A 24,787-nucleotide genomic window follows, 5' to 3' on the forward strand; every position below is an offset into this window, starting at 1 on the left:
CAAGTTGCACCTTATGAGCGACGCACCCATCGAAATCACTGCGCATCCCACGATCAACGCGATTGCTGCGTCTGATTGGGATGACTGCGCTTGCCCGGAGGCTGTGGATGGGCGGCCCTATGATCCGTTCACGACGCATCGGTTTTTGAAGGCATTGGAAGACAGCGGTTCAGTTGGCCCCGGCAGCGGATGGCAGCCGCGCTATGTGACCGCTAAACAAGATGGCGAGATGATCGCGGTAGCGCCACTTTATGCCAAGGGGCATTCGCAGGGCGAGTATATCTTCGATCACAACTGGGCGCATGCCTACGAGAACGCAGGCGGACGGTATTATCCCAAGTTGCAAATCGCTGTGCCATTTACCCCGGCGACAGGGCGGCGGTTTCTAACAAAGCCCGGACACGAGGTCACGGGGATGTCGGCACTGGTTCAAGGCGCGGTCCAGATTGCTGCGGACAACGAACTGTCGTCAGTCCATGCCACCTTTTGCACCGAAGCCGAGGCCATCGCCGGAGCCGAGATGGGCCTGCTGACCCGGATCGGTCAACAGTTTCATTGGGTCAATGATGGTTATGCGGATTTCGAGGCATTCCTCGGCTCACTCTCCAGCCGAAAGCGCAAGAATATGCGCAAAGAGCGGGCGCAGGCCAATGACTTTGGCGGCGAGATTGTTGAGCTGACGGGTGACCAGATACAGCCCGAGCATTGGGATGCATTCTGGATCTTCTATCAGGACACCGGTAACCGCAAATGGGGCACGCCCTATCTGACGCGCAATTTTTTTCATTTTGCCCATCAGACAATGCGGGATGATATGCTGATGGTGCTCGCCCTGCGCGATGGTCGGCCTGTTGCGGGGGCGCTGAATTTCATTGGACGCGATACGCTTTTTGGCCGCTACTGGGGGTGTATTGAGCATCACCCCTGCCTGCACTTTGAGATCTGCTATTATCGCGCCATCGACTATGCCATCCGAAACGGGCTGGGCAAGGTCGAGGCTGGCGCACAGGGCGAACACAAGCTGGCGCGGGGGTATCTGCCCGTGGCCACCCATTCACTGCATTGGTTTGGGGATGCAGGCTTCAAAGATGCAGTGGCTCGCTATCTGGACGCCGAACGCGATGCCGTCGACAATGAAATCGAAGTGCTGACCAGCTACGGCCCCTTTCGCAAAACCGACATGGAGGATCACCAATGACCGAGAAATTGACCGACGCCGCGCGCGCAGAACACATCGACCCGCTTTTGGCGAACGGTTGGACCTTGGTGGATGGGCGCGACGCGATCTACAAGAAGTTCGTTTTTGGCAACTTCATTGGGGCCTTTGGGTTCATGACCCAAGCCGCGATCCATGCCGAAAAGCTGAACCACCACCCCGAATGGTCAAACGTCTATAAAACCGTGGAAGTGACCTTGACGACGCATGATGCAGGTGGCCTAAGCGCGCTGGATGCCAAACTGGGCACTATTCTGGACAAACTGGCCGGGGGCTGAATTGGACGCTTTGCTGAATACCGTGCTCTGGGATGGGAAAACCATTTCGGACCTGCTGACACTTGAGTTTTTCGTTTCTGCGATCGGCAGTGTGCTGGCAGCGCTCACCATTTTGTTTGTTGGGTTTCTCGTCGGTGGGTGGGTCCGCCGCAGGATCATCCGGCTGGGGCAGAAGTACGATCACCTTGACGTCACACTGTTCAACTTTCTGGGCAATGTGGCGCGCTATGTCGTCATCGGCTTTGCATTCCTGTTTGTACTGAACACATTCGGCGTGCAGACGACCTCTGTCGTCGCAGTTATCGGTGCGGCAGGCCTGGCGATCGGCTTGGCTTTGCAGGGCACGCTGTCAAATGTGGCGGCGGGCGTGATGATCGTCTTTTTCCGCCCGATCAAGATCGGTGACTTCGTTGAAGTGAACGGGCAAATGGGTACGGTCAAAGACATCACCCTGAACTACACCGAACTCGCCGCTGTCAGTAACGTGCAGATCATCATACCCAACGCGCAGGTCTGGGGGAATACGATCACCAACTATTCCAGCTATGACACGCGCCGGGCGGAGTGGGTTTTTGGGGTGGGCTATGGGGCCAATCTGAAACTGGCAGAAGACACGATCCGATCGACCATTCTGGCCGATCCGCGCGCCAAGACAGACCCCGAGCCGTTCATTCAGGTCAACAACCTTGGTGACAGCTCGGTCGATTTTCTGGTGCGGGTCTGGTGCGACAGTGGTGACTACTTTGCCTTTCAAGCCGACATGAAACGGCAGGTGAAAGAGGCGCTAGATGGTGCGGGCGTCGACATCCCCTTCCCAACCCGGACTGTGGTCCAGGTGCAGGGGTAACGCCAAGTACCGCGTCAGGGTGGCTTTGCCTGAGCTGACGCATTGGGCATTCTGACGAAGCTTTGTCTTAAAAGCAGCGAAGTGTTTTGAGGGAAGACTTGGCATACGGGATACTCAAGCAGTTCGGCAACCCGCCGCACAAGCATCTCCCAGACTTCTCGCCTGTTTTCATGGTGTGCGGCATTGGCGATAGCGTTTTCACCGTATTGACCAGCCATCCCAATCGGTGCGTGGCAGGAAAGAATGCCGGTGCCGTCAGCGGAGGTGGCAGCTGCACAGCGACTTCATTGCCAGATGCGGGCCCAGAACAACAGTCCGCACGCTCACCGAAAGCGACGCTGGAGCGAGGCCAACTGAACATCGAACGTTCATTGTCGCCACCACATGCTACGTCAACGGGATTGCGAGAAGAGCCAGATACTGACGATGGCCAGCCCCAACCCAGCCAATTGCGGCAACCCGAGGCGTTCTCCAAAAAGCACGGCTCCAAGAATGGATAGTGCGACGACCTGACTCATGCTGGACAATACAGCCCCGTTTCCGAGCCCATGCGCGAGCAGCCGCACATAAGCCAGATTGCCAATCCCCAGAACAAGGATAGCAAAGAGCAAAGCCGAGCCCACACCCGTGTCAGCAAACTGTTTTAACAGTACGCTGCCAAGCGAAAAGCTGGCCCCGACAGCAGTGAGAACCAACCAATAGGACATCATAACCAAATCTTTCGTAAATCCACTGCCTCAGGCAGCGCGGCCTTCAAGGGTTTTCATCAGCAAGAGAACATCGCCAGTGTAGTAGGGCGGACTTGGGTGTAGCCGCACAGGGTCGCTTGCGACCCGCACATAGCCAAGGCGCTCATACAAGCGCACCGCGCCGGTGTTCTGCGCGTAGACTTGAATACTCATCTTGTCGAAGCCGTTGTCACGGGCCTGATCTTCTGCGGCCGCTAAAAGTTGCGAGCCTATGCCTTGGTTTTGTCCTTCTTCAAAAACAGCCAACGCATTGATGAACCATGTGTTCACTGACAGTTTTTCGAGCGCAACAAAGGGGGCAATCGGTGCTTAAGCAGATCGTCAGGGTCTTCGGTTGGCGCTTCGGTTATTGCGTAGCTAAGGACCATTCCCATTGGGTGCCCATATGGCTCGGCGACCAAAGCGTTTGTGTAAGAGAACCCACCAGTTGTGCGTTTTGCACGCTCTATGCCGACCTCGAGCGGTGTTTGACCTTCAAAGCAGGAACGGGTCCAAAGCCAATTCGGGATGCCTTCGCCTGCGAGATTGATCAGCTTGGCTAGGCTTTCGGCATCCAAAGTATCGGCTTGTCGGATTGAAAGTGAGGATTGTACGTTCATTGTTCTAACCTAATTGGCATGTTTGTGATTGGTCGGGCGTAAGAACATGCCCGACCTTTTCTTTTCGGCGTCAGATAGAGGGGATGACGCTGTCATCAAAAATGGGCCCGACCGGCGCACCGGAGTCCCATTCCAAGTGGTCATCTTCGATTGCCGGTGCCTGCTCGAACCCGCCGATATGGTATGCAGCGTCTTGGGCCAAAACCGGGACCACTGCGGTCCCTTCAAATGAATAGGTTGCACTGAGGCCCCAGAAGTCATTGAAACCAAGCGTTGTTTGGGTCAGTCCGCCGCCCATTTTGGCGAAGTCTCCTGTTGCGCCGGTGACGGGGCGCAGGTTTGGCTGACCGATATCGGCAATCTCAGTCCCTTGCGTTACGACAGTCGCTCCGTCGTTGAAGGCAAAGGTCTGGCGGCTGATGATCCAGACGCCGGTCGTCGCATTGCCGCCTTCACCGACGAAGAAGCCATCACAGGTCCAAGTGCCCAAAACGAGATCCGGGAACGCTGGGCTGCCATCTTCAAGAACGCCCACGGTCCCGTCAGAAAGCGTGCCTTCGGGGTAGATATAGCCTTGGCTGACAAAGGCATTGCCGTGTGCAGGCATCCCGTTTTCATGTACAGGCGCGGCTGCCATGTGAATGCGGGTGTGATCTTCGGCCACGTCAAAGGCCACGGGGGCCTCGGCTTTCGCGAATGTCGTCAGTGACAAAGCAAGAGCTGTTGAAGTAATGAGTGTCTTGAACATTTGAAGTCCTTTCAGTGTGTTTTGGATTTAGTAAGTGTCAGGCTGCAGTCAGCGGATGGTCATGCGCCGCAATGCAGCCCACATGCCGGTGGTCGGTTCCGCAGCAACCGCCCAAAACCCGGATGTTGGGAAGGCGCGAAAGAAGATCCGCGCTAAGTTTGCCAAGCTCTGCCGGATTGCCGTCATCGAGGGTTTCGGCTTCGTCCAACTCGGTATGGCTTTGGCGTGACGCATTGGACCGAATGCCGCCAATGCGCAGGGTCCATGCTTGGGTGGTATCCAGCACGTCGCGGAAATGATCCGGATGCGCACAGTTGATCATGTAGTAAAGCGGGCCACTGTCAGTCGCGGCATCGACCTCGGCGATCGCATCACCGAGCGATTGGCCCGACGGCAAGTGTCCATCGGTTTCCAGCGTAAAGGCGATGACAGCAGGTACATCGATTTCCTGCGCAGCCTGGACGATGCCGATGGCTTCACCTGCATGGGTCAGCGTCATGGCACTGATCATATCAACGCCCGCCTTGCCAAGCGCATGAATCTGAGGTGCGTGGATCAGCAACGCGTCTTGCTGAGAAATCTCAGTGTCCGGCGCATATGCATCGCCCGCAGGGCCTACCAATCCATTGATAAGGATCGGGCAGTCGCCGGTTTCGTGCTGCGTACGTAGATCAGAGACAAAAGAGACCGCCCGTCTGTTCGTCTCCATAACCTCCTTGAGCGTCTGACCAAGTGGCCCAGCCCATGCGGTTCCCGCGCGCCAGGTCGGTGCATCCAGAATGAACCCACGACCGGACGTTTTTGCGATATCAATGAACCGCTCGAAGTAAGCCCGCAGATCAGCGCGGCCTTGATCTGTCTCCAACAACACCGCTGCCGAGAAGCAGGGCAATTCATAGCCTTTATCGAAAATCAAAAATGTCTCCAGTCCTCCGTCAGAGAGGAAGAAACGGCGGGTCTCTTTCAGTGTTTGAATGCGCATCGAAGCTGTCCTTGTCTGTTTGTGCCAAGGAGATACTTCTGACCTTGTGCCAACTGATAGTTGTCGCGTGGTCCGGTTGTTTCATTTCAATTTTTGCTGTAAATTCAGTCGGTAATCGAAAGACAGTTGATACGTCCTATCTCCGAAATGCGGTCAACTGGACTCGCAGTACAGTGAGAGGCACGCCGTGGACCAAAAAGTCGATACACGAAGCAGAATCCTCGACATCGCCGAGGCGGCTGTTTTGGACAAAGGGTTTGAAGCAACCTCAATTGAAGAGATTGTTGCAGGTGCGGAGATATCGCGTGGCGGATTTTTCTACCACTTCAAGGATAAGAACGCCTTGGCGCGCGCAATGCTGGAGCGGTACATCGAAAATGAAGACGCGCTTTATGACGATCTCTTTGCCAGGGCGCGGGAGTTAAACGACGACCCGCTGCATTGCATGCTGATCGGGCTGAAGCTGTTGGCGGAGATGCTTGAGGACATGCCCGAAGGGCACCCCGGCTGCGTGATAGCATCGACAGCATATCAGGATCGGCTCTTTGACGACGGCGTTCGCGAGTTGAACCGGCAAGCCATTCTGGGATGGCGCAAGCGGTTCAGGGGGATGTTTGAAGAAATCGCCGAGAAGTATGAACCCCGGGAAGTTGTCAATATGGATGCTTTGGGCGACATGGTGTCCGGAGTGGTAGAAGGTGGATTGGTACTTCAACGTGCCCTTCGTGAGCACAATAGTGCATCTGAACAGATCATGTTGTTCAGGACGTATTTGAAACTCCTGTTTGCGCCAAAGCCCTTTTGAACATTGCTGTCGACAAGGCTCGCCAACTCGAAGCAAACAGTCATCGGCTCCGCAGCATTGGTCAAATTCGTGGTAGTGTCTCAGTTTGAGATTACTTTCTTTTGTAGAGGCCACGCTTTTTAGGCGCAGATGCGTCCGCATTGATCGGACCCACAATCCTCCCGCCAAAACCAGACGTCGGCACCGCGTTAACATCGAGGCTATTGCGTCAAATTGAAGAGCCGTTCCTAGCGCGCACTTGCTAGTGGTACATCTGCGAGTGCATTCGGCCTCTAAGAGCCTAATCTGTGAATTCGAGTTTCTCGCTGCGCGCTAACGCAGCACGAATGATACTGCACATGCTCAGGTCTTCACACTGCGGTGCGACAAGGATTGTGCGGTCAAGGATCTAGACGCGGCCCTTTGCAGCCTTTCTTTGCAAGTGTTCGGACGGCGCTTTGTCGTGCGAAACAGGTTGCCGCTCGCCTGAGGTATTGTGCTTGTCGACAGCAACGACGATGCTGCAAAGATGGCCACCGAAATCGAGTTTTCTTTCGCAGCACTGAACCCGTCAGCGCGACGGCACATTCGCGTGTTTCAGTTGCACCAGTGCCTTGACCGTTTTGCGATGGGACTGACAGTCGCCGTTGTCGCTCTGGCATTGACTGACCGTGGCATGGACCTCTTTCAAATCTCCCTTCTCTTTGGGGTCTACTCGCTCACGACAATGGCGATGGAGCTGCCGTTTGGCGGTCTTGCCGACAGTATTGGCCGCAAGCCGGTCTTTTTGACGGCAGTCGTCGCCAGCTTGATTTCACTCGCGCTCTTTCTCTCGACACGTGATTTCCATGTGCTGGCGCTTTCGTTTGCATTCATCGGTTTTGGACGCGCGCTCAGGTCAGGCACGCTCGACGCGTGGTTTGTTGAAACCTTCAAGGCCCGCGCACCTAATGTAGACGTCCAGCCCGCGCTGGCCAAAGCGCAATGGGCTAACGCAGTAGGGCTAGCTATGGGCGCCGTCCTCGGAGGTCTTCTGCCCGATGTTTTGGGCGAGGTCGCAAAAAGCCTCGGGTTCAGCATCTATGATGTGTCCTACCTGGCAAGCATTGGCGTGATGTTGGGCGTGTTTGTTTTCACGATGTTGGCCATTGTCGAAAAACCACGTCCAAGGAACGTCGCTTCACTCATGCACGGCTTCGCCAATGTTCCAACGGTGATAAAAGACGCGGGCCTTTTGGCTCTTAAACATCCGGCTCTGTCGATCCTGCTGGCAGCGTTGGCGTTTTTTCTGATGGCAACCAACCCAGTCGAGGTGCTTTGGCCGACCCACGCAAAACCCATGTTAGATGCGGGCTACGCAAACACCATCATCGGTGTCGTCACTGCGACCTATTTCTTCTCCATCGCTTTCGGCGCATCCATGTCTCCGCACATCAGCCGGATCTTCAAGCGGCGGCACGCCATGACGCTGGCTGCGACCTTCGCTTGCCTGGCAGGCGTTCAGATCGCATTGGCGTTGCAAGGCAGTATCATCGGCTTTGTGACAGTATTCGTCCTGTATTCTGTCATCCTTGGTGTCAGCGAAACACCGGCGAGCAGCATTCTGCATCGCTGCGTAGAAGACCGTCAGCGGTCGACCATGCTATCGCTAAGATCGCTGATACAACAGTTGGGGGGCGCATTGGGTCTGGTTTTGGCAGGAACTGTCGCTGAAATCTATTCTACACCCATCGCATGGATTGTGGGGGCCGGGTTTCTGTTCGTCGCAGTGATGCTGATCTTGGTTTTGGTCAGACGGCTGGCCGTAGAATCCGAATAACTGACGTTCGTACGCGGTTCAGTATCGGCCACTTTGGGCTCAAACCCTACTCTTGTCGAAATGCATCATTTACGAAAAAGACCACTATCGCACTCCCGTCGCGGCCTGCCGTGCTGCGCGGAAAGATTGTAAGGGACCGGCCCTTTTGGGCGGGTCTTACAGTATCTAGTCCAGTGCCTTTTCCTGATAATCCATGGCGGCCAGCAATGTCTCACCTGCCGAGATTTCGCATTCGCCGGGGCTGAGTTCTTCGTTCAATATCTCAACCACGCCGTTGTCGACCAGCATAGCGTAGCGTTTCGACCGATCCACAAAACCGACAGGTGGCGCACTGAAGTTCATGCCGATGGCTGTGGTGAATGCGCTTTCCGCATCGGCCAGCATGGTGATCCCCGTTTCGGTCGCGCGGGTACTTTCGCCCCAGGCCTGCATGACGAAGGGGTCATTGACGGCGACGCAGATAATCTCATCCACCCCTTTGGCTTTGAAGTCATCGAAGGTGACCATGAAGCTGGGCACATGGGCCGTAGAGCACGTGCCGGTGTAGGCACCGGGCAGGCCGAAGAGCACGACTTTGCGATCCTTCAGCTTGTCGGCCAGAACCACCTGTTCCGGACCATCACCGCCCATTTGCAGCAATGTCGCATTTGGCAAAGTGTCGCCTGTCTTGATTGTCATATCGCTAGCCCTCGTTCGCAATTGTTTCTGCTGTCGCTTCACATATAGAGTTTGCAGGAACAAGTACCAGTCAGATCGAAAGGTAAACCCCCGCATGCCTCATGTTGTTGTCGTTGGCGCCGGACAGGCCGGTGCGTCGCTTGTCGCAAAATTGCGTGCCGTTGGGTTTGAAGGGCAGATCACACTGATCGGGGCCGAGAAGGTGCCCCCATATCAACGTCCCCCTCTCTCGAAGGCCTATTTGCTTGGGGAGATGGCCGAGGAGCGGCTTTATCTGCGCCCCGCTGAGTTCTATGCCGATCAGGATATCACCTTGCGTTTGGACACCCGTGTGACGGGGATCGACAGTGCTGCGCAGACGGTGACTTTGAGCGATGGCGAGACGTTGGCCTATGATGAGCTGGCGTTGACGGTCGGCGCACATCCGCGCACCTTGCCTGCGGCGATTGGCGGGATGCTGGACGGTGTGCTCGCTGTCCGCGACTTGAGTGATGCTGACGCAATGGCCCCGGCCTTCACCGCAGGCAAGCGTGTGTTGATTATTGGTGGCGGTTACATCGGGCTGGAAGCGGCAGCGGTAGCCTCCAAGCTAGGGCTGCAGGTCACGCTGGTTGAGATGGCTGATCGTATCCTGCAACGCGTGGCGGCACCACAGACCTCCGATTATTTCCGCACGCTTCATAAATCGCATGGGGTTGATGTCCGGGAGGGGGTCGGCCTCGACCGCCTGTTGGGTGATGACCATGTCACAGGTGCAATCCTGACGGACGGTACCGAGCTGGCCATTGATTTCGCTGTCGTCGGCGTCGGGATCACGCCTGCAACAATCTTGGCCGAGAGTGCGGGGGTTGATGTGGGCAATGGGATCACGACGGACAGTCACGGTCGCACCTCTGATCCGCATATCTGGGCGGCGGGCGATTGTGCGTCGTGCCTGTTTGGCGGCCAAACCATCCGGTTGGAAAGTGTGGGCAACGCCATTGATCAGGCCGAGGCGGTCGCCGTGAATATCGCAGGCGGAGATCAACCTTACAAACCCAAGCCATGGTTCTGGTCGGATCAATACGACTGCAAACTGCAAATTGCGGGTCTGAACATCGGCTACACGGATGTCCATGTGCGCATGGGTGATGCCCCCGGTGTGCAGTCGAATTGGTACTACAAGGGCGATACGTTGCTCGCCGTTGATGCCATGAACGATCCACGCAACTACATGATCGGCAAGCGCTTGATCGAAGCAGGGCGCAGTCCCGATCCGGCGCTGATCACCGATCCGGCCACTGATATGAAAGCCCTGCTGAAACCGTGAGGATCATTGGCGGCACCTATCGCGGAACTGCATTGGCAGCGGTCGGAAAGGGCGATGCGGGCGCGCATTTGCGCCCCACCACAGACCGGGTCCGCGAGAGCCTGTTTAACGTGCTGCAAGGCGGACGCTTTGGCGATCCGATCAATGATATGCGGGTGCTGGACCTGTTTGCAGGGACTGGTGCATTGGGATTGGAGGCACTGTCGCGCGGTGCCGCCCATGTCACCTTGGTGGACAGCGGGCGGGTCGCGCAGAAACTGATCCGCGAAAACGTTGCCAAGTTGCGCAGGCAAGACGACGCAACCGTACTGGGTGTCGATGCTGTTAAGCTACCGCAGGGTGAAGCTTGTCAGCTGGTGTTCCTTGATCCCCCTTATGGACAGGCGTTAGGCGGCAAAGCTCTGGCGACTGCAAAGGCCGCCGGATGGCTCGCGCCTGACGCAGTGATCGTTTGGGAGGAAAGCAATCCGCAAATTGCGCCACCCGGCTTCACCGGCCTGGATCAACGCCGCTATGGCGACACGTGGGTCAGCTTTCTGTGTCATGACGCCTAAATTGGTCATCTTCGATTGCGATGGCGTGTTGGTCGACACGGAGGCTGTGACAAACAAGATCATTGCCGATTTTCTAGGGCGGTACGGGCTAACAATCGCAGAGGACGAGATCATCACGCTATTCCCTGGTGGAACCATGGCTTCTGTCGGGATCGAAGCGGCGAAGCGCGGAGCGGTATTGCCTGACGGGTGGCTCAACGCGATTTATGATGAGGTCTTTGGCGCGCTGCGGCATGGAGTTGCGCTCATCGCCGGAGTTGACGCCCTAATTGATAATCTGTTGGCAAACGGGATCGCGATTGCCATTGCCTCCAACGGGCCAATGCAGAAGATGGAAATCACATTGCGTCCCTCTGGGCTGTGGTCGCGGTTTGAAGGGCGTATCTATTCGGGGCATGAGCATGGGCCGAAACCAAAGCCGGATATGCTATTCAAGATCATGGCGGATATGGGGGTTGCAGCTACGCAAACCGTGATGATCGACGACATGCCGTCAGGATGTCGCGCTGCGCAGGCTGCAGGTATTCGGTGCTTTGGTTATGTGGCGGATGGGGATCCGGATCGATTGGACGGCACCGGCGCAATCCAAGTCCAGTCAATGGCAGAGATCGCGCGACTACTGAGTTTGCGCGGTTCAGGTTCTCTCGCTAAGGTTCGGCTATGACAGATGCGACTGATTTTGCCAGTATCCCACCTGTGGCCATGCAAGCGCCACCTAGCATTCCGCTACCCACGCCCTTAGCATTTGGTGCACCCGTCCTGATTTCGGACTGCGTGAACCCGTTGGCGGGGGAAACGTTGTTGAGTTTGCTTTGGAAACGGATGGATCAGCCAATCAACGACGGGTGAACGTCAAAGATTTTTGACGAAAATTATGCGCCGTCAGAGCAAAGCGGCAGGTGCAACCCACCAATCCATCTTGGCGACCTGCACGATCCGCGCAACGTGCCGCGCAGTTGCCATGTCCTTAACCAGCGCAAAACAGGTGGACCCAGAGCCGGACATCCTCGCCAAGGACACAGCGGGCAGTGATTTCAGTTTGTCGATGGCTTCTGTGATCTCGGGTGCAATGGCCTCTGCGGGGATCTGCAAATCATTGCGTTGCGCGGCGAGCCACCGGATGAACGCGTCGTAGTCCAGCCCCTCTGGCAGTGCGTCCATGGGTTTGCCCTCTTTGGTGGCAAGACTCTGAAACACCGGACCGGTCGGGACCTCGACGGGTGGACGCACAAGGATCATGGCGCAGTCCGGCAATCCCGCAACTGGGGACAGGACATCGCCAATGCCGGACATGCGCACAGGGCGTGGTGCGCCGACGCAAACGGGCACGTCAGCGCCCAAAGCGACAACTTCAGGCGCGGTGGCAGGTAACGGAGCGACTTGCCACAGTTCAGCCAGCATCGCCAGGGTGGTGGCGGCGTCAGACGACCCGCTCCCGATACCTGCAGCATGTGGCAGGTGCTTTTCGAGCGCAAGTGCGGCGCCTTTGGTGACACCACGGACAGAGCGCAAAGCTTCTGCTGCGCGCATGATCAGGTTGGTGTGATCGGTGGGCACCCCTGTCGAAAAAGGGCCGCTTGCTGTCATGCGCAAATCAGGTGCGACGCTGGCGCTGATCTGATCAGCGACATCTGCAAATACCACCAGACTATCGAGCAAATGATACCCGTCATCCCGCTGACCGGTCACATGCAAGGTCAGATTGACCTTGGCGGGGGCGCTGGCCTTAATCGTCGCCACTGGCGATCCGAATGGGGGCAAACCCCTCATCGACCAAAACCAGATCTAACCCACGTTGCAACTTGTCACGGATACGGAGTGCTTCTTCCTCTTCTGGGGCAAAGGACAAGGCACGCTGCCATTGGAAACGCGCCTCGATTTCGCGGCCCACGGCCCAAAGCGCATCGCCCAGATGATCGTTGATCACCGGATCGACAGGTTCGAGCGAGGCTGCGCGTTCAAGGTGGACGACCGCCTCTTCGTAACGGCCCAGTTGGAAATAGACCCAACCAAGACTGTCCACGATGGCCCCATTGTCGGGCCGTGCAGCAGCAGCTGTTTCAATCATGCCCAACGCCTCATCCAGCTTTTCGCCACGCTCGACCAGAGAATAGCCCAGATAGTTCAGCACCTGTGGATGGTCCGGACGCAGCGCAAGTGAGGCCCGGAAATCGGCCTCGGCCCCGGGCCAGTCATCACTTTTGTGATGGGAAATGCCGCGTGTGAAATGCACAAACCAACGCGAACTGTGCCCTTCATCATAGAGCTCCAGCGCACGGGAATAGGTTGTGACGGCCTCATCATAGCGTTCGGCTTGTCGCAGGGTATCACCCTTGGTGGCATAGACCTCTGGCAAATCAGGATGGCTACGCGTCAGTGCCTCAAGCACTTCGATCGCTGCGTCCTTGCGGCCCGCGGCGCGCAACACCTCGGCCCGGCCAAGCTCGGCTGCATGAAACGACGGATCGTCGCGCGCGATGGTCGAATAGGCCGCATTGGCCAGATCATATTGTTCAAGCTCTTCCAGCAAACCGGCGGTCATCAAGACAGCGGGCGTATTCTCGGGCCAGAGGTAGACTGAGGCGCGGGCATACATCAGCGTGAACTGCTTTGCGGCATCATCTTGAATAAGCCCTGCGATCACATGGAACAAATCAGCCAGACCTTGCGCGGGCGAACGTACCGCGCTGTAGGCCACAGCCTGATCTGCGGACAGCCGCACGCGCAGTTGGTCGATGCCGGGGTCAATCTGTCCACCGAAAACAGCATCAACAATCTGCAAAGCATCGTCGTTGCTGCCCAACTGGCTGAGGACCTGAGCATGGGCCATCGCGCTTTGACGGCTATACCGCATGCCGCCGGGGATTGACCCGGAAAGGATGGCCTCGGCCCCTTCAAAATCACCGACAGAGGCCAGCGCATAGGCTTTGTGGGTCAATCCATAAACCGCCATGCCTTCTGTTGCGATGACCTGATCAAAGCTAGCAATGGCTTCTGCCATGTCACCCTGCCCCAGATGCGCCCAGCCCTTGGCCAGACCATCCACCAATGGGCCAACACTGTGTCCCATTTCAAGGCTATTGAAAATCGACGCCCAGTCTCCCGCTTCAGCGGCAGCAATCATTAGGGTCAGGTTTGCGATCTGGCTGTCATAGCCGTCGTCCACGATTGACTGAGCCACTGGGATCGCCCGCGATACGTCACCCAAGGCCAGAAATGACGTCATCGCATTTTCAAGCAGATAGGGATTGGACGGATCAGTCAGCAAGCTTTGCGCGAAATACTGTGAGGCCTGCGCAAAATCGTTGGCCAGCCCGGCCTGCCTTGCCGCCAGATAAGCGCCAGCATCCTGATCCGCAGCGGCAGGGTTGGCCCCTGCGATCACTAAGGCCGCAATTGCCCCAACAAATATACGTTTCACGATTGTTAAACTCCGCCGTTCCCTGCCTGTCCACTCACCCTAGTCAGCGAAAGGCTGCCATGCAAATTGTACAAAGTCGTGGCGGCAAGATGTTGCGAGTATGGTGAATTCCGCTGTCAGGGCCCAAGGCGCTAAAAAACAAGAAGACAGGCCATTACGGCCCATCTGCTCGCCCTGCCAATACTGCTCGCACGCGCCTATTTCTTATGGCGCTTCACGTTACCAGTGACACTACGCGATGAAGTGATTCGCCGTCAAGAGACTGATTCGCGAATCGGTCAACTAGTTGGCGCATAGACCCGGCAAAGCGGATCAACCGGCACCGGGCTGACCAGAAACGGGGTCTCGGGCGGCATCCCGCTTTCCTCCAACCACACGCCATTCAGGCAGAAATCCTGCGCAAAGTTCCCAAGGTTGAATCCAAAACCGGGGTTGCCGCAGTCAGTCGCCGTGCCGTCGGCATTCCAGGCCTGGCTGACGCCCAGCCCCATTTCACCGGGCGTCATGAAGACACTGCGCGTCGGATCGTAGTTCAAAACCCAGCTGGTATCTTCAGCCATGTTCGCCAGATCCCATTTGCCCAGCAGCTGTCCGTCATGATAGCTAAGCGATCTTGAACAGCGTGACGTCGTCTTGCGTCACAATCGGTTTGTTCAATGACGCGGGATTGATGCTCATCTGCCCGGTCATGGTATAGCCGTTCGCCCCGTCCCAGCAGAAATAGAAATCTGCCGCGTTCGCACCAGTCGCCAGCACACAGGCTGCTGCGATCAAACCTTTCATCAAGCGCCGTTCTCCCGCATCACATGCCCTGCCAGATAGAGCGACCCGCAAATCAGGATACGCGCGTTCGGCGTGTCTTTGACAATTGTCGCAATCGCCGTTTTCACATCAGTCGCTTCGCGCGCTGGCAGGCCCACCATTTCCGACTCTGCCGCCGTTTGCGCGGCAGGGATCGTTGCAGTTTCGCCGGGGATTGAAACAGCCATCAGTGTCTTCGCCACCCCGGCCAAATGCCGCAGGTAGCCGCCAATGTCCTTGGTGTTGAGCATCCCGCAGATCAGATGCGTTGGTCTTGGCGGTTGCGCGCGGAGTGTGTCGGCAAGTGCCTGTCCCGCGGCCGGATTGTGCCCACCATCCAGCCAAAGCTCTGCCGGGGCAGCCAGATCGACCAAAGCACCTTCAGTCAGCTTTTCCATCCGCGCTGGCCAGTAGGCGCGGGTCACTGCCGCTTCGCAGGCCGCCGCGTCGCGGCCGAGCGCGCGCAGAGCGGCAATCGCTGCGCCTGCGTTCATCACCTGATGTGGCCCGGGCAAGTTTGGCAGCGGCAGATCAAGCAGACCGCGTTCATCCTGATAGACCAGCCGGTCACGCTCCACACTCACATGCCAGTGCTGCCCATACGCGAGTAGCGGAGCGCCGAGCGCCTCGGCCTTTGCTTCAATCACATCCATGCTTTCTTCATGCTGCGGCCCGACAACACAGGGTACACCGCGCTTGATAATCCCGGCCTTTTCACCCGCGATGGCCCTAAGCGTATCACCGAGGAACTGCTGGTGGTCCAAATCAACAGGGGTAATGATGGTGATCGCGGGATCGGAGATGACATTGGTGGCGTCCAGACGCCCGCCAAGGCCGACCTCAAGCAGTGTGTAATCTGCAGGGGTTTCGGCGAACGCCAGCAAACCAGCGACGGTCGTGATCTCAAAGTAAGTGATCGGATCAGGCCCGTTGGCCACATAACACCGATCAAGCACATCGGTCAGCGCCTCTTCAGTGATAAGATCGCCCGCCAGCCGGATTCGCTCGTGAAAACGCGCCAGATGCGGGGAGGTATAGGCGTGCACTTTCGATCCACCCGCCTCCAGTCCCGCGCGGATCATGGCTTGGGTGGACCCTTTGCCGTTTGTCCCGGCCACATGGATCACGGGCGGCAGGCGGTCTTGCGGGTTTCCGACGGCCTCCAACAGCCGCCAGACACGGTCCAAGGTCAAATCAATGACCTTGGGATGCAAGGCCATCATCCGTTCCAGGATCACGTCAGAGGTTTGGATCACTTGGCTTCTTCCGCCGGCTTGTCAGGCGCTTCGGCTGCGGCCGCGGCATCAGACTTGATTTCAGGGGCAGGCAGATCACCTTTCACGGGGGTGTCCTGCTTCATCAACAAACGCACAATCGTCACCAACTCATCCTTCAAAACCGTCCGTTTCGTCACCCGGTCAAGCATCCCATGATCCAAGAGATATTCGGCGCGCTGAAACCCTTCGGGCAGTTTTTCTCCGATGGTCTGTTCAATGACGCGGGCGCCAGCAAAGCCGATCAGTGCGTTAGGTTCGGCAATCTGTACGTCACCCAGCATGGCATAGGACGCCGTAACACCTCCGGTCGTCGGGTGGGTCAGCACAACGATGTACGGCAGGCCCGCCTCTTTCAGCATCTGCACGGCGATGGTTGTACGTGGCATTTGCATCAAGCCAAGGATACCTTCCTGCATCCGTGCACCACCGGCAGCAGAAAACAGGATCAGTGGGCGTTTTAGTTCAATGGCACGCTCGGCAGCGGCAACAATTGCGTTGCCAACGTACATCGACATCGACCCGCCCATGAAGGAAAAGTCCTGCACCGCAACAACGACGCCTGTGCGGCCCATTTCGCCTTCGGCCACCAGCATCGCGTCTTTTTCGCCGGTCTTTTTGCGCGCTTCCTTGATCCGGTCGGTATAGCGCTTCTGGTCACGGAAATGCAGGGGGTCGGCGGTGGGTTCGGGCACAGCAACCTCAACAAAGATACCGCCGTCGAAGATCGACTTCAGCCTGTCGCGCGCACCTATCGCCATATGGTGATCACAGTTGGTACAGACATTCAGGTTATCGGCCAGCTCGCGGTGAAACAGCATCGTGCCGCAGTTGTCGCACTTCGTCCAAAGATTGTCCGGCACCTCGCGGCGTGAAAAAAGCGAGTTGATGGTAGGGCGGACGTAGTTGGTAATCCAGTTCATAAGGCGCGGCCTCTCAGGGGTGTTGCCCCATCAAATATGACGGGGCGTCATGAAATGCAATCAGCGCCGAATGGTGATACGTGCCACCAGCCAGACGATCAGGACCGAGACGGCGGACATGATCATGCTCAGGATCACCCAAGTCATGCCTTCCGCTATAATCTCTGCGCTCAGCACATCTGGATCGAAATAGGTAATCAGCACCAGCGCCAGTCCAGAAAATGGCCAATCCTGAATGCCGACGAACATGATCGCTACGACATTGACGCCAAAATGCAGCCCGATGGCCGCCCCAAGCGATCCGGTCCGCGCAGTGAGGTCGGCGCAGGCCACCCCCAGCAGACCGGCCCAGAAAGCGTAGACAAAGCCCTCGGGCGCGCTGTTCCCGTTCCAATAGTGGATGGTCCCGAAGGCGATGGAGGGCAAAAACATCCAGACCCACCGGCTCTGCGAGACGCAGGCAAGCTGCTGCTGCAGGTATCCCCGAAAGACCAGTTCTTCGGTACTGACCTGTATGAAAATCACCGACAGGCTGAGCGGGACCAATGCCAGCCAAAGGGCGATGGGCCGCACTTCGGCAACGTCGCCCCAAGACCCGAAGGGCAGCACAATCTGTACGAAAAACTGATTCGCCACAACGGCGATCGCCACCTTGCGTATATCTGCAAGTGCGGTGCGATAAGGCCCGATCAGTGACCAAAACCCGCGCCTGTGAAAGAACCGGATGGTTTTGACGACAACATAGGCCGTTATTCCGAACGTCCCAAACGACAGGAGCGTGCCCAGTGGTGTGGTCATCTCAAAGATATCATCGTTCAACGGTGACGGCAGCAATATGTAGATCAGGACCGGCGACAGCATGAATGTCACGACGCAGATGACGGCGACTGAAAACACATACCGCAAGCTTGGTTCACCCCGCGCCGGGCGGATGAAGTCTTCGTGCGGGGCGTAGTCTTGGGGCATGGCAAACTGTTGTCAGGCTTTGTGTCCTTGCGCAACCGCCGCTGCGAGGGCTTGCACCTCGGCGGCCCTCTATTTAGACCGTTTCTAGCAGTTTCGAGGAGACACCCCAGATGCAAAAGACCCCGGTCGATAAGACACACCTACCCAGCCGTCACGTCACCGAAGGGCCGTCGCGCGCGCCGCACCGGTCATACTTTTATGCCATGGGCCTGGATGAAGAGGCAATCCAGCAGCCTTGGGTTGGTGTCGCGACCTGCTGGAACGAAGCCGCACCATGTAACATCGCGCTGAACCGTCAGGCACAATCGGTCAAGCTGGGTGTCAAAAAAGCCAACGGTACACCCCGCGAGTTCACCACAATCACCGTTACCGATGGCATCGCGATGGGGCACGAGGGCATGCGCTCTTCTCTGGCATCGCGTGAGGCGATCACGGACACGGTTGAACTGACGATGCGCGGCCATTGCTACGACGCTTTGGTCGGTCTTGCCGGTTGCGATAAATCCTTGCCCGGTATGATGATGGCGATGGTGCGTCTGAACGTGCCTTCTGTGTTCATCTACGGTGGCTCCATTCTGCCGGGCCGTTTGGATGGCAAAGACGTGACGGTGCAGGACGTGTTCGAAGCGGTGGGCAAACACCAGGCTAGGCAATATGTCTGATGCGGAGCTAGAAGTGCTCGAGCGTGTTGCCTGCCCATCGGCCGGTGCTTGTGGTGGCCAGTTTACAGCCAACACCATGGCTTGTGTGTCCGAGGCGATTGGTCTGGCGTTGATGAACTCCTCTGGTGCACCTGCCCCTTACGAAAGCCGCGATCAGTATGGCATTGCCTCGGGCGAGGCGGTCATGAACCTGATCGAAAAGAACATTCGCGCGCGCGATGTTGTGACGCGCAAGTCGCTGGAAAACGCAGCGCGTGTTGTCGCCTGCACAGGTGGCTCCACCAATGCCGGTTTGCACCTGCCCGCGATTGCGCATGAGGCCGGGATCGACTTTGACCTGATGGATGTCTGCGACATCTTCCGTGACACCCCATATTTTGTCGATCTCAAGCCGGGCGGCCAGTATGTGGCCAAGGATCTTTACGAGGCCGGTGGCGTGCCTGTCGTACTCAAAGAACTGCGCAAGGCGGGTCTGATCCATGAGGATTGCATGACTGCATCGGGCCGCAGCATTGGCGAAGAACTGGATATGATCGAAGGCGAAGCGGACGGCAAGGTGATCTATCCTGTCGAAACACCGCTGACGCCGACGGGTGGCGTTGTCGGCCTGAAGGGCAATCTGGCCCCGGAAGGGGCGATTGTGAAGGTCGCGGGGATGTCGAAGGAAGAACAGTCCTTTACCGGCCCCGCCCGTGTGTTCGAAAGCGAAGAAGACGCTTTCGAGGCGGTAAAGGCACGCCAGTACGAAGAAGGCGAAGTGCTCGTCATCCGCAACGAGGGCCCATCCGGTGGGCCGGGGATGCGCGAGATGCTGGCGACGACGGCCGCGTTGTCTGGCCAGGGTATGGGCAAAAAGGTGGCGCTGATCACCGATGGCCGTTTTTCCGGTGCGACGCGCGGGTTCTGCGTGGGCCATGTCGGGCCAGAGGCCGCGCATGGTGGTCCGATTGGTTTGTTGGAGAATGGCGATGTCATTACCATTGACGCAATCACGGGCGCGTTGACGGTAGACCTGAGCGACACAGAACTGGCCGCGCGCACGGCGAACTGGAAGGGCCCGAAGGAGACGATCTATGCCTCCGGTGCGCTATGGAAGTACGCGCAGCTCGTCGGTGGTGCCCGTCTTGGGGCGGTCACGCACCCCGGCGCAAAAGACGAAAAACACATCTACATGGATCTCTGACCCTGATGTTCCGTGCCATCGTTGTGCCTTTGGGGGTGCTGGCCATCGCGGCCTGCACCCCTCTCACTACCGCCACGCGGTCTGTTTCGCTGGGTCAGGGAGATGTGGTCGCGACCACGCCTGTCGGCTATTGCGTCGACGATGTTTCAAGCCAGCCCGCAAGCGATTTCGCAGTTCTGGCGCCGTGCACGAGCTTGGGGGCGGATTCCGTTGCGCCCGATGTCATCGGGGTTGCGACCGTACAGGTGGGCCCTGCCGAAAGCGGCAATGCTGCGGCAGATGAGCTGGCGCTGCGCGACTTTTTGATCACCGATGAGGGCGTCAGCCTTCTCAGCCAAGCAGGCGATGCCAGCACTGTCGAAATTCTGTCGAGCCAAGCCTTCAACAGTCAGGTGATGGTGCATTTCACAGACAGCAGCCCGCCACCGCTTGCCGGATTGCAGAATGAAGAATGGCGCGCTTTCACCAACGTCAATGGCCGGTTGGTCACCATCGGTGTGCGTGGACTGGCGGTTGCCCCGCTTGGGGATGGACCGGGCGCGACCCTGCTCAAACTGATCCTTGCTGGCGTACAAGCCGCAACCACCGATACCGAGACCAGCCAACCAGAGGTCTAGGCGGTTTCCAACTGCCCTCTTGTTTGGCACAATTGCCAGCGGATAAGGAAAGACACCGCGCATGCCATTCCCTTTTCAAGGCCCCTTTGATCGGTTCCTGCAGCGCCGCACGATCGCGCATTGGCGCAAGGCGACGCAAAGGGTAGCGCAAACAAATCTGGCGGCGCTGGACAACAAAAACGATACTGCCAAAAGGCTGGCACGGGCAGTCGCTAGGTTCAGGCATGAGGCTGACGGCAGACTGGCGCTACCGCGCATCGGATCAAAGACCTTCCCCCAGCCGCCGGGCACAGATTGGGCATGGCGCCCCAAGCCATGGCGGGCGCCCATCATCCCGGCGGGAATTGCGCCAGCTCTGACTAAAATGGAACTGACGAACGAGTTGGTAATCTTTCATGATTGCAAGGATGCCGAGATCACCTTGCGCCAGACCCGCAACACGCGCGATACGGATCTGGCCCCTTTTGCGGTTTCGCTTGAGACCTTTCACTTTGCGGGCAGTTACCTGTCGCTGGTCGTTGAAATCCCTGAGGAATCATGCGCGGGGCTCCGAAAGACACATTTGATCCGATTGGCTGCGGTCATCGAACGGGAACAGCCCACGGCGATCCATACCCGTTTGAACGTAAAGAACGGACCCAACACCGAACAGATCCTGCTGACGCTCCCTGGCGCCAAGCCCGAAACCATGGTGGAATTCGATCTAGCCTATAGCGGCCTGAATGAGCGGCGGGCCGAGCGGATGTGGATTGACCTGATGATCGAAAGCCCTGCCATGAACAAGATCTACATCCGTGACCTGACGCTGTGTCGTTATCCACGCGCTGAAATCTAAGGACCCATCCAATGCAGTTTCTCAACACACAGATCAAGGCAGGTATCTGGCGGGGCGATTTGATCGGCGCAGGCGACGCCCAACCCGATCTGCGTATCACACATCTTGGCACAACACTTGATCAGGTCACTTATGCACGCGACACCACCAATGGTGCGTGGCGCATCACCGTCCCGATCCCACCTGCGTTGCTTAGCGACGGTGTACAGACATTTGTGATTGGCGATGCTGGCGGGACAACGCTTAGCAGCTTTGCCATTGTCTGTGGCGAACCGCTTGCCGATGATTTGCGTGCCGAGATTTCGTTGCTGCGCAGCGAATTGGAAGTGTTAAAGAAAGCGTTCCGCAAGCACGCTACAGAAACGTAGCGTCACGCTACGTATCGGCCGTTGCTTTGGATGAGTTTAATACACCCCATAAACTCATTGTCAGAATGACAACCGGTGCACCTCTCGTCCCGTAACAACATCGTTAACAGGGAACGAAAGGAACACCCAATGAACCGTCGCTTTGCAATCAAATCCACATTTCTTGCCGCTGGCGTTGCCATTGCCGCCGCTTGTGCGCCGATGATGGACAAGGAACCCGACATCGTCGATATCGCTGCCTCCAACGGCAGCTTTAACACATTGGTTGCAGCCGTCACGGCCGCTGGCCTTGTCGACACACTCAAGAGCGAAGGTCCATTCACCGTCTTCGCACCAACCGACGAAGCGTTTGCTGCCTTGCCAGCCGGTACGGTCGACAGTCTGCTGCTGCCAGAGAACAAGGATCAGTTGACAGCGATCCTGACATACCACGTTGTCCCCGGTGCGGTCACATCTGACCAGCTGGCTGGTCAGCGTCTGAGCGTTGCAACCGTGAACGGCGCCGACGTGCATATTGACGGGCGCAACGGCGTGAAAGTCGAAGATGCAAACGTCACCACAGCGGACATCATCGCCTCAAACGGCGTGATCCACGTGATCGACAGCGTGCTGCTGCCATAGGGCGACCTCACCACCGGTCTGGTCGCGTCTTCTCCCCAGAATTAGCGCCCGGGCCGCCCTGCACGGTGCCACGCGACCCCATCGCTGCAAAGCGGTGGGGTTTCTTCTTCGCAGATACGCATGTCAGTAACGGTGCTTTGTCTATGTCACGTCATGATACTTTGATACCAGATCAGTCACTGCATCGGCGTCGGACACGTGAACATAGATGCGATAGCGCATATCCTTCATCCCGCCATATGGGATGGCATCGTCATAGTAGCCAATGTTCCGGCTTTCGAGTTCGTGCTTGATTGCGTCGCGCTGTGCCAGCTCTCGGACGGAACAAACGTGATATGCCCAAGCAAACCCATCACGCCTGATTTGCGCAAAGGCATAAGCTACCGCATCGCTTTCCTGCGCAAAGCGTTTCACCACGCTCTCAACGCCGCGTTCGGTATAAACCCAATCGAAAGAAGCCGCGTTTTGGATCAGTCGATAGCCCTCGAAAATGGTGGACCCCCCGATGTCGTAAGACCACCCATTGCACCGGTTCGCGATCATCCATGCTTTCAAAGCATGAATGGTGGTGAGCCGCGTTTCGGGGTCAATTGGTTTGAAATCGAAAGGTCTGGTCATCTGAATATCAAATTCAATCGCATGAAAGGCGCGCTGTCCGCCTCTAGGGTTCAAATGCTGGTCGGCCACAATTCGCAATCGGAGGCAACTAGTCGTCCCCGCCCAGTTCATCCCAAATCTCGCGCACCCAACCTTTGATCACCTGCGCCTCTTCCCAGCGGTTTGACATCTCACGCCCATCGGCCCCGGTCATTGCGTATTCAGGTGGCCCAAGCTCACAGACAAAGATGCAGTCGCCTGATGCGTTCCGCGCGCGCCAATCCGCCAGTCCCTCGCGCCACCAGCCTTTGAACAGCTCCACCCATTTTTGGTGTTGGGGGAAGTCCAGTTGCAGTTGGATTTGCTGTCGCGACGCGACCCGGCCCTGAAAGCTGTCAGAGCGTTGCAGGATGCGGCTCATCAGCCCCATGTCGTGATCGGACAAAGGAAACCAGAACTCGCGGTCGACGACATAATGTGACAGGTCGGCGCAGATCCGCATCTCGGGGATGCGATCAAGCAATTGCAATGTCGTGTAAAGGTCGTTGGTGATGCAGTTGCGGTGTGTTTCGAACTGAACCGGTATGCCAATCCTATGGGCCATACCTATCCATGTCTCAACCACCGGCACCATATCATCTAATGCTATGGGCATCACTTGCCCGATCACATCGACAAAGGGCGCGCCAAAGTCGGCGGCCATGTACAGCGTGTCTTCAAGGCTTTCGATTGTCTTGGGGAAAGCTACTATAAGCGGCGTGAGGCCATTCGCCTCCATATGTGGTCTGACCGCATGGGCAACGGCTACATCTGACGCGCCCAGATCAATCGCCATGCCGTCAAAACCGGCCTCGGCGACCATTTCGCAAACCTGATCGTGCGGCAGTTTCACGCCGCTCTGGTCATGCGGCTGCATTGCCCAGAGCGATGTGTAGACCTTTAGTTGCCTCACTCTGCTGGCATCCGTGTCACGCGGCCACCGCTGCGCGGGATGATCCAGACTTCGTCCATTGGGTACTGACTTTCGTCCTTGGCCATGAGTTTCTGGATCACTTCGACCTGAAATTCGAGCCAGCCCATGCGGTGGACCTCGCCCGCCTTTTCTTCGATCCGGTCGTTCAACTCGCGGAGTTTCCAGAACGGTACCGCAGGGAACGTGTGGTGTGCCGTATGGTAAGGCATCTGCCAGCAAAGCCAGTTTTGCAGGGCGTTGGCCCGTGTCGAGCGGGTGTTTTCCATGATGTCGTTTTCGTGGCTCAGGCCCAGATGCTCAATTGTGTTCTGCATCTGGTGGATTGGTTTGGTCAGGACCATCGGGATAATCCAGAATGTCAGCGCCGCCCACGAGCCGGTGATTATTGAGACCAGCGCAATCAGCGCGTAACCCGCCAGATGTATACGGCTTTCTTTGATCACCCTTGCCTCTTGCTCGGCCCGAATGAACGGTTCAATAATGGTGCCCGTTGCACGGCGGATCACACCAAAGATGCGGTTGCGCCAATAGGTGATCCCGCTAAGCCAAAGCAGATAGGTTGTCAGCGTATAGGGTTCGCGGACCAGTTCTCCGTCCCGTTCCCAGTCTTGCGTATATTGGTGGTGGGCAAAATGCATGATCTGGTCGAAGTCACGCGGGAAGACTTGGATGAAACCGATGATACGGCCGAAGACCTCATTCAGTTTGCGGGTTTTGAAGACGGTGGCATGCGACAGTTCATGCTGTGCGGCATAAAGAAAGTTCAACAAAACGCCCAAAGCAAGGCCTGTGACCCAGACCCAACCGGTGCCCATCGCTTGCGCATGCAGGACGCCGACGATGACAATCGCGCCCATATGGCTGGTCATTTGCAGCCCACCTCGTAGGTCAGAGCGTTCTGACAAAGCCCGCAGTTCAGTTGGTGTCAGTAACTTGCGCCGGGAAAAGCTCGCTTCCATTTTCCACCTCCTTCATTGTCGACG

The 24,787-nt window shown here is 57.3% G+C and carries 29 protein-coding genes and 1 pseudogene; 14 read left to right on the forward strand and 16 right to left on the reverse strand.

Features of this window, described 5'->3' with window-relative positions; all coding sequences use genetic code 11:
• Window positions 1-13 precede the first annotated feature (13 nt).
• From QTO30_RS11085 to QTO30_RS11095, 3 genes are read left to right on the forward strand one after another with little or no spacing between them, the layout of a single operon-like run.
• A complete protein-coding gene (locus tag QTO30_RS11085) occupies window positions 14-1,198 on the forward strand; it encodes a GNAT family N-acetyltransferase (protein ID WP_340424196.1) in 1,185 nt (394 codons plus the stop codon).
• Entirely contained in the window at window positions 1,195-1,494 is a 300-nt protein-coding gene (locus QTO30_RS11090) for a 4a-hydroxytetrahydrobiopterin dehydratase (RefSeq protein WP_340424197.1), read from the forward strand. The genes QTO30_RS11085 and QTO30_RS11090 overlap by 4 nt, the downstream gene beginning before the upstream one ends.
• Window positions 1,451-2,341 (forward strand): mechanosensitive ion channel family protein, encoded by an 891-nt coding sequence (locus tag QTO30_RS11095; protein WP_340424198.1) that lies wholly within the window; start codon window positions 1,451-1,453, stop codon window positions 2,339-2,341. Before QTO30_RS11090 ends, QTO30_RS11095 begins: the two co-directional genes overlap by 44 nt.
• Window positions 2,342-2,733: 392 nt before the next feature.
• Here QTO30_RS11095 and QTO30_RS11100 read toward each other — a convergent pair whose 3' ends face one another.
• The 5 genes from QTO30_RS11100 to QTO30_RS11120 all read right to left on the reverse strand — a co-directional run bounded on the left by QTO30_RS11100 (window position 2,734) and on the right by QTO30_RS11120 (window position 5,419).
• On the reverse strand, window positions 2,734-3,051 hold the full coding sequence (locus QTO30_RS11100; RefSeq protein WP_340424199.1) for a hypothetical protein: 318 nt from the start codon (window positions 3,049-3,051) through the stop codon (window positions 2,734-2,736).
• A gap of 27 nt (window positions 3,052-3,078) precedes the next feature.
• Window positions 3,079-3,360, reverse strand: a complete 282-nt coding sequence (locus QTO30_RS11105) for a GNAT family N-acetyltransferase (protein ID WP_340424200.1) — start codon at window positions 3,358-3,360, stop codon at window positions 3,079-3,081.
• Window positions 3,357-3,689 (reverse strand): hypothetical protein, encoded by a 333-nt coding sequence (locus QTO30_RS11110; RefSeq protein WP_340424201.1) that lies wholly within the window; start codon window positions 3,687-3,689, stop codon window positions 3,357-3,359. Before QTO30_RS11110 ends, QTO30_RS11105 begins: the two co-directional genes overlap by 4 nt.
• Before the next feature lie 70 nt (window positions 3,690-3,759).
• Window positions 3,760-4,437: a hypothetical protein gene (locus QTO30_RS11115; protein WP_340424202.1), complete on the reverse strand. Its 678-nt coding sequence runs from the start codon at window positions 4,435-4,437 to the stop codon at window positions 3,760-3,762.
• A gap of 37 nt (window positions 4,438-4,474) precedes the next feature.
• Window positions 4,475-5,419 (reverse strand): homocysteine S-methyltransferase family protein, encoded by a 945-nt coding sequence (locus QTO30_RS11120; protein ID WP_340424203.1) that lies wholly within the window; start codon window positions 5,417-5,419, stop codon window positions 4,475-4,477.
• Window positions 5,420-5,606: 187 nt separating this feature from the next.
• Here QTO30_RS11120 and QTO30_RS11125 point away from each other — a divergent pair, with 187 nt between their 5' ends.
• Together QTO30_RS11125 and QTO30_RS11130 are read left to right on the forward strand one after the other, a co-directional pair.
• Window positions 5,607-6,224 carry a TetR/AcrR family transcriptional regulator gene (locus tag QTO30_RS11125; protein WP_340424204.1) on the forward strand — a complete coding sequence of 206 codons (618 nt, stop codon included), beginning with the start codon at window positions 5,607-5,609 and terminating at the stop codon, window positions 6,222-6,224.
• 508 nt (window positions 6,225-6,732) lie between these two features.
• On the forward strand, window positions 6,733-8,022 hold the full coding sequence (locus QTO30_RS11130; RefSeq protein ID WP_340425920.1) for an MFS transporter: 1,290 nt from the start codon (window positions 6,733-6,735) through the stop codon (window positions 8,020-8,022).
• Between the two features lie 165 nt (window positions 8,023-8,187).
• Here the strand turns inward: QTO30_RS11130 and QTO30_RS11135 are convergent, their stop codons facing one another.
• Window positions 8,188-8,700, reverse strand: a complete 513-nt coding sequence (locus QTO30_RS11135; RefSeq protein ID WP_340424205.1) for a peroxiredoxin — start codon at window positions 8,698-8,700, stop codon at window positions 8,188-8,190.
• 94 nt (window positions 8,701-8,794) lie between these two features.
• On the opposite strand from QTO30_RS11135, the gene QTO30_RS11140 reads away from it, so the two are divergent.
• Genes QTO30_RS11140 through QTO30_RS11155 form a run of 4 tightly spaced genes read left to right on the forward strand, consistent with a single transcriptional unit; the run spans window position 8,795 to window position 11,412 of the window.
• Window positions 8,795-10,009, forward strand: coding sequence for an NAD(P)/FAD-dependent oxidoreductase (locus QTO30_RS11140; RefSeq protein WP_340424206.1), 1,215 nt, complete (start codon window positions 8,795-8,797; stop codon window positions 10,007-10,009).
• Window positions 10,006-10,563: a 16S rRNA (guanine(966)-N(2))-methyltransferase RsmD gene (gene rsmD / locus QTO30_RS11145; RefSeq protein ID WP_340424207.1), complete on the forward strand. Its 558-nt coding sequence runs from the start codon at window positions 10,006-10,008 to the stop codon at window positions 10,561-10,563. Before QTO30_RS11140 ends, rsmD begins: the two co-directional genes overlap by 4 nt.
• Entirely contained in the window at window positions 10,553-11,227 is a 675-nt protein-coding gene (locus QTO30_RS11150; RefSeq protein ID WP_340424208.1) for an HAD family hydrolase, read from the forward strand. Before rsmD ends, QTO30_RS11150 begins: the two co-directional genes overlap by 11 nt.
• Window positions 11,224-11,412: a hypothetical protein gene (locus tag QTO30_RS11155; protein ID WP_340424209.1), complete on the forward strand. Its 189-nt coding sequence runs from the start codon at window positions 11,224-11,226 to the stop codon at window positions 11,410-11,412. The genes QTO30_RS11150 and QTO30_RS11155 overlap by 4 nt, the downstream gene beginning before the upstream one ends.
• Window positions 11,413-11,445: 33 nt before the next feature.
• On the opposite strand, the gene QTO30_RS11160 is transcribed toward QTO30_RS11155, so the two are convergent.
• From QTO30_RS11160 to QTO30_RS11190, 7 genes are all read right to left on the reverse strand, one after another.
• Window positions 11,446-12,333, reverse strand: a complete 888-nt coding sequence (locus QTO30_RS11160; protein WP_445327143.1) for a 4-(cytidine 5'-diphospho)-2-C-methyl-D-erythritol kinase — start codon at window positions 12,331-12,333, stop codon at window positions 11,446-11,448.
• Complete coding sequence (locus QTO30_RS11165) at window positions 12,290-13,984, reverse strand: tetratricopeptide repeat protein (protein WP_340424211.1); 1,695 nt, start codon at window positions 13,982-13,984, stop codon at window positions 12,290-12,292. Before QTO30_RS11165 ends, QTO30_RS11160 begins: the two co-directional genes overlap by 44 nt.
• Before the next feature lie 278 nt (window positions 13,985-14,262).
• A complete protein-coding gene (locus tag QTO30_RS11170; protein WP_340424212.1) occupies window positions 14,263-14,544 on the reverse strand; it encodes a hypothetical protein in 282 nt (93 codons plus the stop codon).
• A 43-nt stretch (window positions 14,545-14,587) separates the two neighbouring features.
• Complete coding sequence (locus QTO30_RS11175; protein ID WP_340424213.1) at window positions 14,588-14,767, reverse strand: hypothetical protein; 180 nt, start codon at window positions 14,765-14,767, stop codon at window positions 14,588-14,590.
• The gene (locus QTO30_RS11180; protein ID WP_340425921.1) at window positions 14,767-16,008 is read right to left on the reverse strand and encodes a bifunctional folylpolyglutamate synthase/dihydrofolate synthase; all 1,242 of its coding nucleotides are present in this window, start codon (window positions 16,006-16,008) and stop codon (window positions 14,767-14,769) included. Before QTO30_RS11180 ends, QTO30_RS11175 begins: the two co-directional genes overlap by 1 nt.
• Window positions 16,009-16,037: 29 nt before the next feature.
• A complete protein-coding gene (gene accD, locus QTO30_RS11185) occupies window positions 16,038-16,982 on the reverse strand; it encodes an acetyl-CoA carboxylase, carboxyltransferase subunit beta (protein ID WP_340424214.1) in 945 nt (314 codons plus the stop codon).
• A 60-nt stretch (window positions 16,983-17,042) separates the two neighbouring features.
• A complete protein-coding gene (locus QTO30_RS11190; protein ID WP_340424215.1) occupies window positions 17,043-17,948 on the reverse strand; it encodes a CPBP family intramembrane glutamic endopeptidase in 906 nt (301 codons plus the stop codon).
• Window positions 17,949-18,058: 110 nt separating this feature from the next.
• Here QTO30_RS11190 and ilvD point away from each other — a divergent pair.
• The 5 genes and pseudogenes from ilvD to QTO30_RS11215 all read left to right on the forward strand — a co-directional run bounded on the left by ilvD (window position 18,059) and on the right by QTO30_RS11215 (window position 22,234).
• Window positions 18,059-19,793: pseudogene (gene ilvD / locus QTO30_RS11195) on the forward strand (dihydroxy-acid dehydratase).
• A gap of 5 nt (window positions 19,794-19,798) precedes the next feature.
• Complete coding sequence (locus QTO30_RS11200; RefSeq protein WP_340424216.1) at window positions 19,799-20,410, forward strand: dihydroxy-acid dehydratase; 612 nt, start codon at window positions 19,799-19,801, stop codon at window positions 20,408-20,410.
• A gap of 61 nt (window positions 20,411-20,471) precedes the next feature.
• Window positions 20,472-21,245, forward strand: a complete 774-nt coding sequence (locus QTO30_RS11205) for a DUF6478 family protein (protein WP_340424217.1) — start codon at window positions 20,472-20,474, stop codon at window positions 21,243-21,245.
• Window positions 21,246-21,256: 11 nt separating this feature from the next.
• On the forward strand, window positions 21,257-21,613 hold the full coding sequence (locus QTO30_RS11210) for a hypothetical protein (RefSeq protein ID WP_340424218.1): 357 nt from the start codon (window positions 21,257-21,259) through the stop codon (window positions 21,611-21,613).
• Window positions 21,614-21,742: 129 nt separating this feature from the next.
• On the forward strand, window positions 21,743-22,234 hold the full coding sequence (locus QTO30_RS11215) for a fasciclin domain-containing protein (RefSeq protein ID WP_340424219.1): 492 nt from the start codon (window positions 21,743-21,745) through the stop codon (window positions 22,232-22,234).
• A gap of 141 nt (window positions 22,235-22,375) precedes the next feature.
• Here QTO30_RS11215 and QTO30_RS11220 read toward each other — a convergent pair whose 3' ends face one another.
• The 3 genes from QTO30_RS11220 to QTO30_RS11230 all read right to left on the reverse strand — a co-directional run bounded on the left by QTO30_RS11220 (window position 22,376) and on the right by QTO30_RS11230 (window position 24,763).
• A complete protein-coding gene (locus QTO30_RS11220) occupies window positions 22,376-22,852 on the reverse strand; it encodes a hypothetical protein (protein ID WP_340424220.1) in 477 nt (158 codons plus the stop codon).
• An 88-nt stretch (window positions 22,853-22,940) separates the two neighbouring features.
• On the reverse strand, window positions 22,941-23,783 hold the full coding sequence (locus QTO30_RS11225; RefSeq protein WP_340424221.1) for a sugar phosphate isomerase/epimerase family protein: 843 nt from the start codon (window positions 23,781-23,783) through the stop codon (window positions 22,941-22,943).
• Entirely contained in the window at window positions 23,780-24,763 is a 984-nt protein-coding gene (locus QTO30_RS11230) for a fatty acid desaturase (RefSeq protein ID WP_340424222.1), read from the reverse strand. The genes QTO30_RS11225 and QTO30_RS11230 overlap by 4 nt, the downstream gene beginning before the upstream one ends.
• Window positions 24,764-24,787: the final 24 nt, after the last annotated feature.

The sequence above is a fragment of the Yoonia sp. GPGPB17 genome (genome assembly GCF_037892195.1).
Classification (GTDB): Bacteria; Pseudomonadota; Alphaproteobacteria; order Rhodobacterales; family Rhodobacteraceae; genus Yoonia.

Coding starts and splice junctions, on each gene's coding strand:
- accD (WP_340424214.1), bottom strand. CDS start 16,982: ATGAACTGGATTACCAACTACGTCCGCCCTACCATCAACTCGCTTTTT.
- QTO30_RS11095 (WP_340424198.1), top strand. CDS start 1,451: ATGCCAAACTGGGCACTATTCTGGACAAACTGGCCGGGGGCTGAATTG.
- QTO30_RS11140 (WP_340424206.1), top strand. CDS start 8,795: ATGCCTCATGTTGTTGTCGTTGGCGCCGGACAGGCCGGTGCGTCGCTT.
- QTO30_RS11180 (WP_340425921.1), bottom strand. CDS start 16,008: ATGATGGCCTTGCATCCCAAGGTCATTGATTTGACCTTGGACCGTGTC.
- QTO30_RS11120 (WP_340424203.1), bottom strand. CDS start 5,419: ATGCGCATTCAAACACTGAAAGAGACCCGCCGTTTCTTCCTCTCTGAC.
- QTO30_RS11230 (WP_340424222.1), bottom strand. CDS start 24,763: ATGGAAGCGAGCTTTTCCCGGCGCAAGTTACTGACACCAACTGAACTG.
- QTO30_RS11220 (WP_340424220.1), bottom strand. CDS start 22,852: ATGACCAGACCTTTCGATTTCAAACCAATTGACCCCGAAACGCGGCTC.
- QTO30_RS11175 (WP_340424213.1), bottom strand. CDS start 14,767: ATGAAAGGTTTGATCGCAGCAGCCTGTGTGCTGGCGACTGGTGCGAAC.
- QTO30_RS11215 (WP_340424219.1), top strand. CDS start 21,743: ATGAACCGTCGCTTTGCAATCAAATCCACATTTCTTGCCGCTGGCGTT.
- QTO30_RS11160 (WP_445327143.1), bottom strand. CDS start 12,333: ATGAGGGGTTTGCCCCCATTCGGATCGCCAGTGGCGACGATTAAGGCC.
- QTO30_RS11210 (WP_340424218.1), top strand. CDS start 21,257: ATGCAGTTTCTCAACACACAGATCAAGGCAGGTATCTGGCGGGGCGAT.
- QTO30_RS11115 (WP_340424202.1), bottom strand. CDS start 4,437: ATGTTCAAGACACTCATTACTTCAACAGCTCTTGCTTTGTCACTGACG.
- QTO30_RS11130 (WP_340425920.1), top strand. CDS start 6,733: ATGGCCACCGAAATCGAGTTTTCTTTCGCAGCACTGAACCCGTCAGCG.
- QTO30_RS11090 (WP_340424197.1), top strand. CDS start 1,195: ATGACCGAGAAATTGACCGACGCCGCGCGCGCAGAACACATCGACCCG.
- QTO30_RS11135 (WP_340424205.1), bottom strand. CDS start 8,700: ATGACAATCAAGACAGGCGACACTTTGCCAAATGCGACATTGCTGCAA.
- QTO30_RS11150 (WP_340424208.1), top strand. CDS start 10,553: ATGACGCCTAAATTGGTCATCTTCGATTGCGATGGCGTGTTGGTCGAC.
- QTO30_RS11110 (WP_340424201.1), bottom strand. CDS start 3,689: ATGAACGTACAATCCTCACTTTCAATCCGACAAGCCGATACTTTGGAT.
- QTO30_RS11100 (WP_340424199.1), bottom strand. CDS start 3,051: ATGATGTCCTATTGGTTGGTTCTCACTGCTGTCGGGGCCAGCTTTTCG.
- QTO30_RS11200 (WP_340424216.1), top strand. CDS start 19,799: ATGTTCCGTGCCATCGTTGTGCCTTTGGGGGTGCTGGCCATCGCGGCC.
- QTO30_RS11190 (WP_340424215.1), bottom strand. CDS start 17,948: ATGCCCCAAGACTACGCCCCGCACGAAGACTTCATCCGCCCGGCGCGG.
- QTO30_RS11170 (WP_340424212.1), bottom strand. CDS start 14,544: ATGGCTGAAGATACCAGCTGGGTTTTGAACTACGATCCGACGCGCAGT.
- QTO30_RS11085 (WP_340424196.1), top strand. CDS start 14: ATGAGCGACGCACCCATCGAAATCACTGCGCATCCCACGATCAACGCG.
- QTO30_RS11205 (WP_340424217.1), top strand. CDS start 20,472: ATGCCATTCCCTTTTCAAGGCCCCTTTGATCGGTTCCTGCAGCGCCGC.
- QTO30_RS11155 (WP_340424209.1), top strand. CDS start 11,224: ATGACAGATGCGACTGATTTTGCCAGTATCCCACCTGTGGCCATGCAA.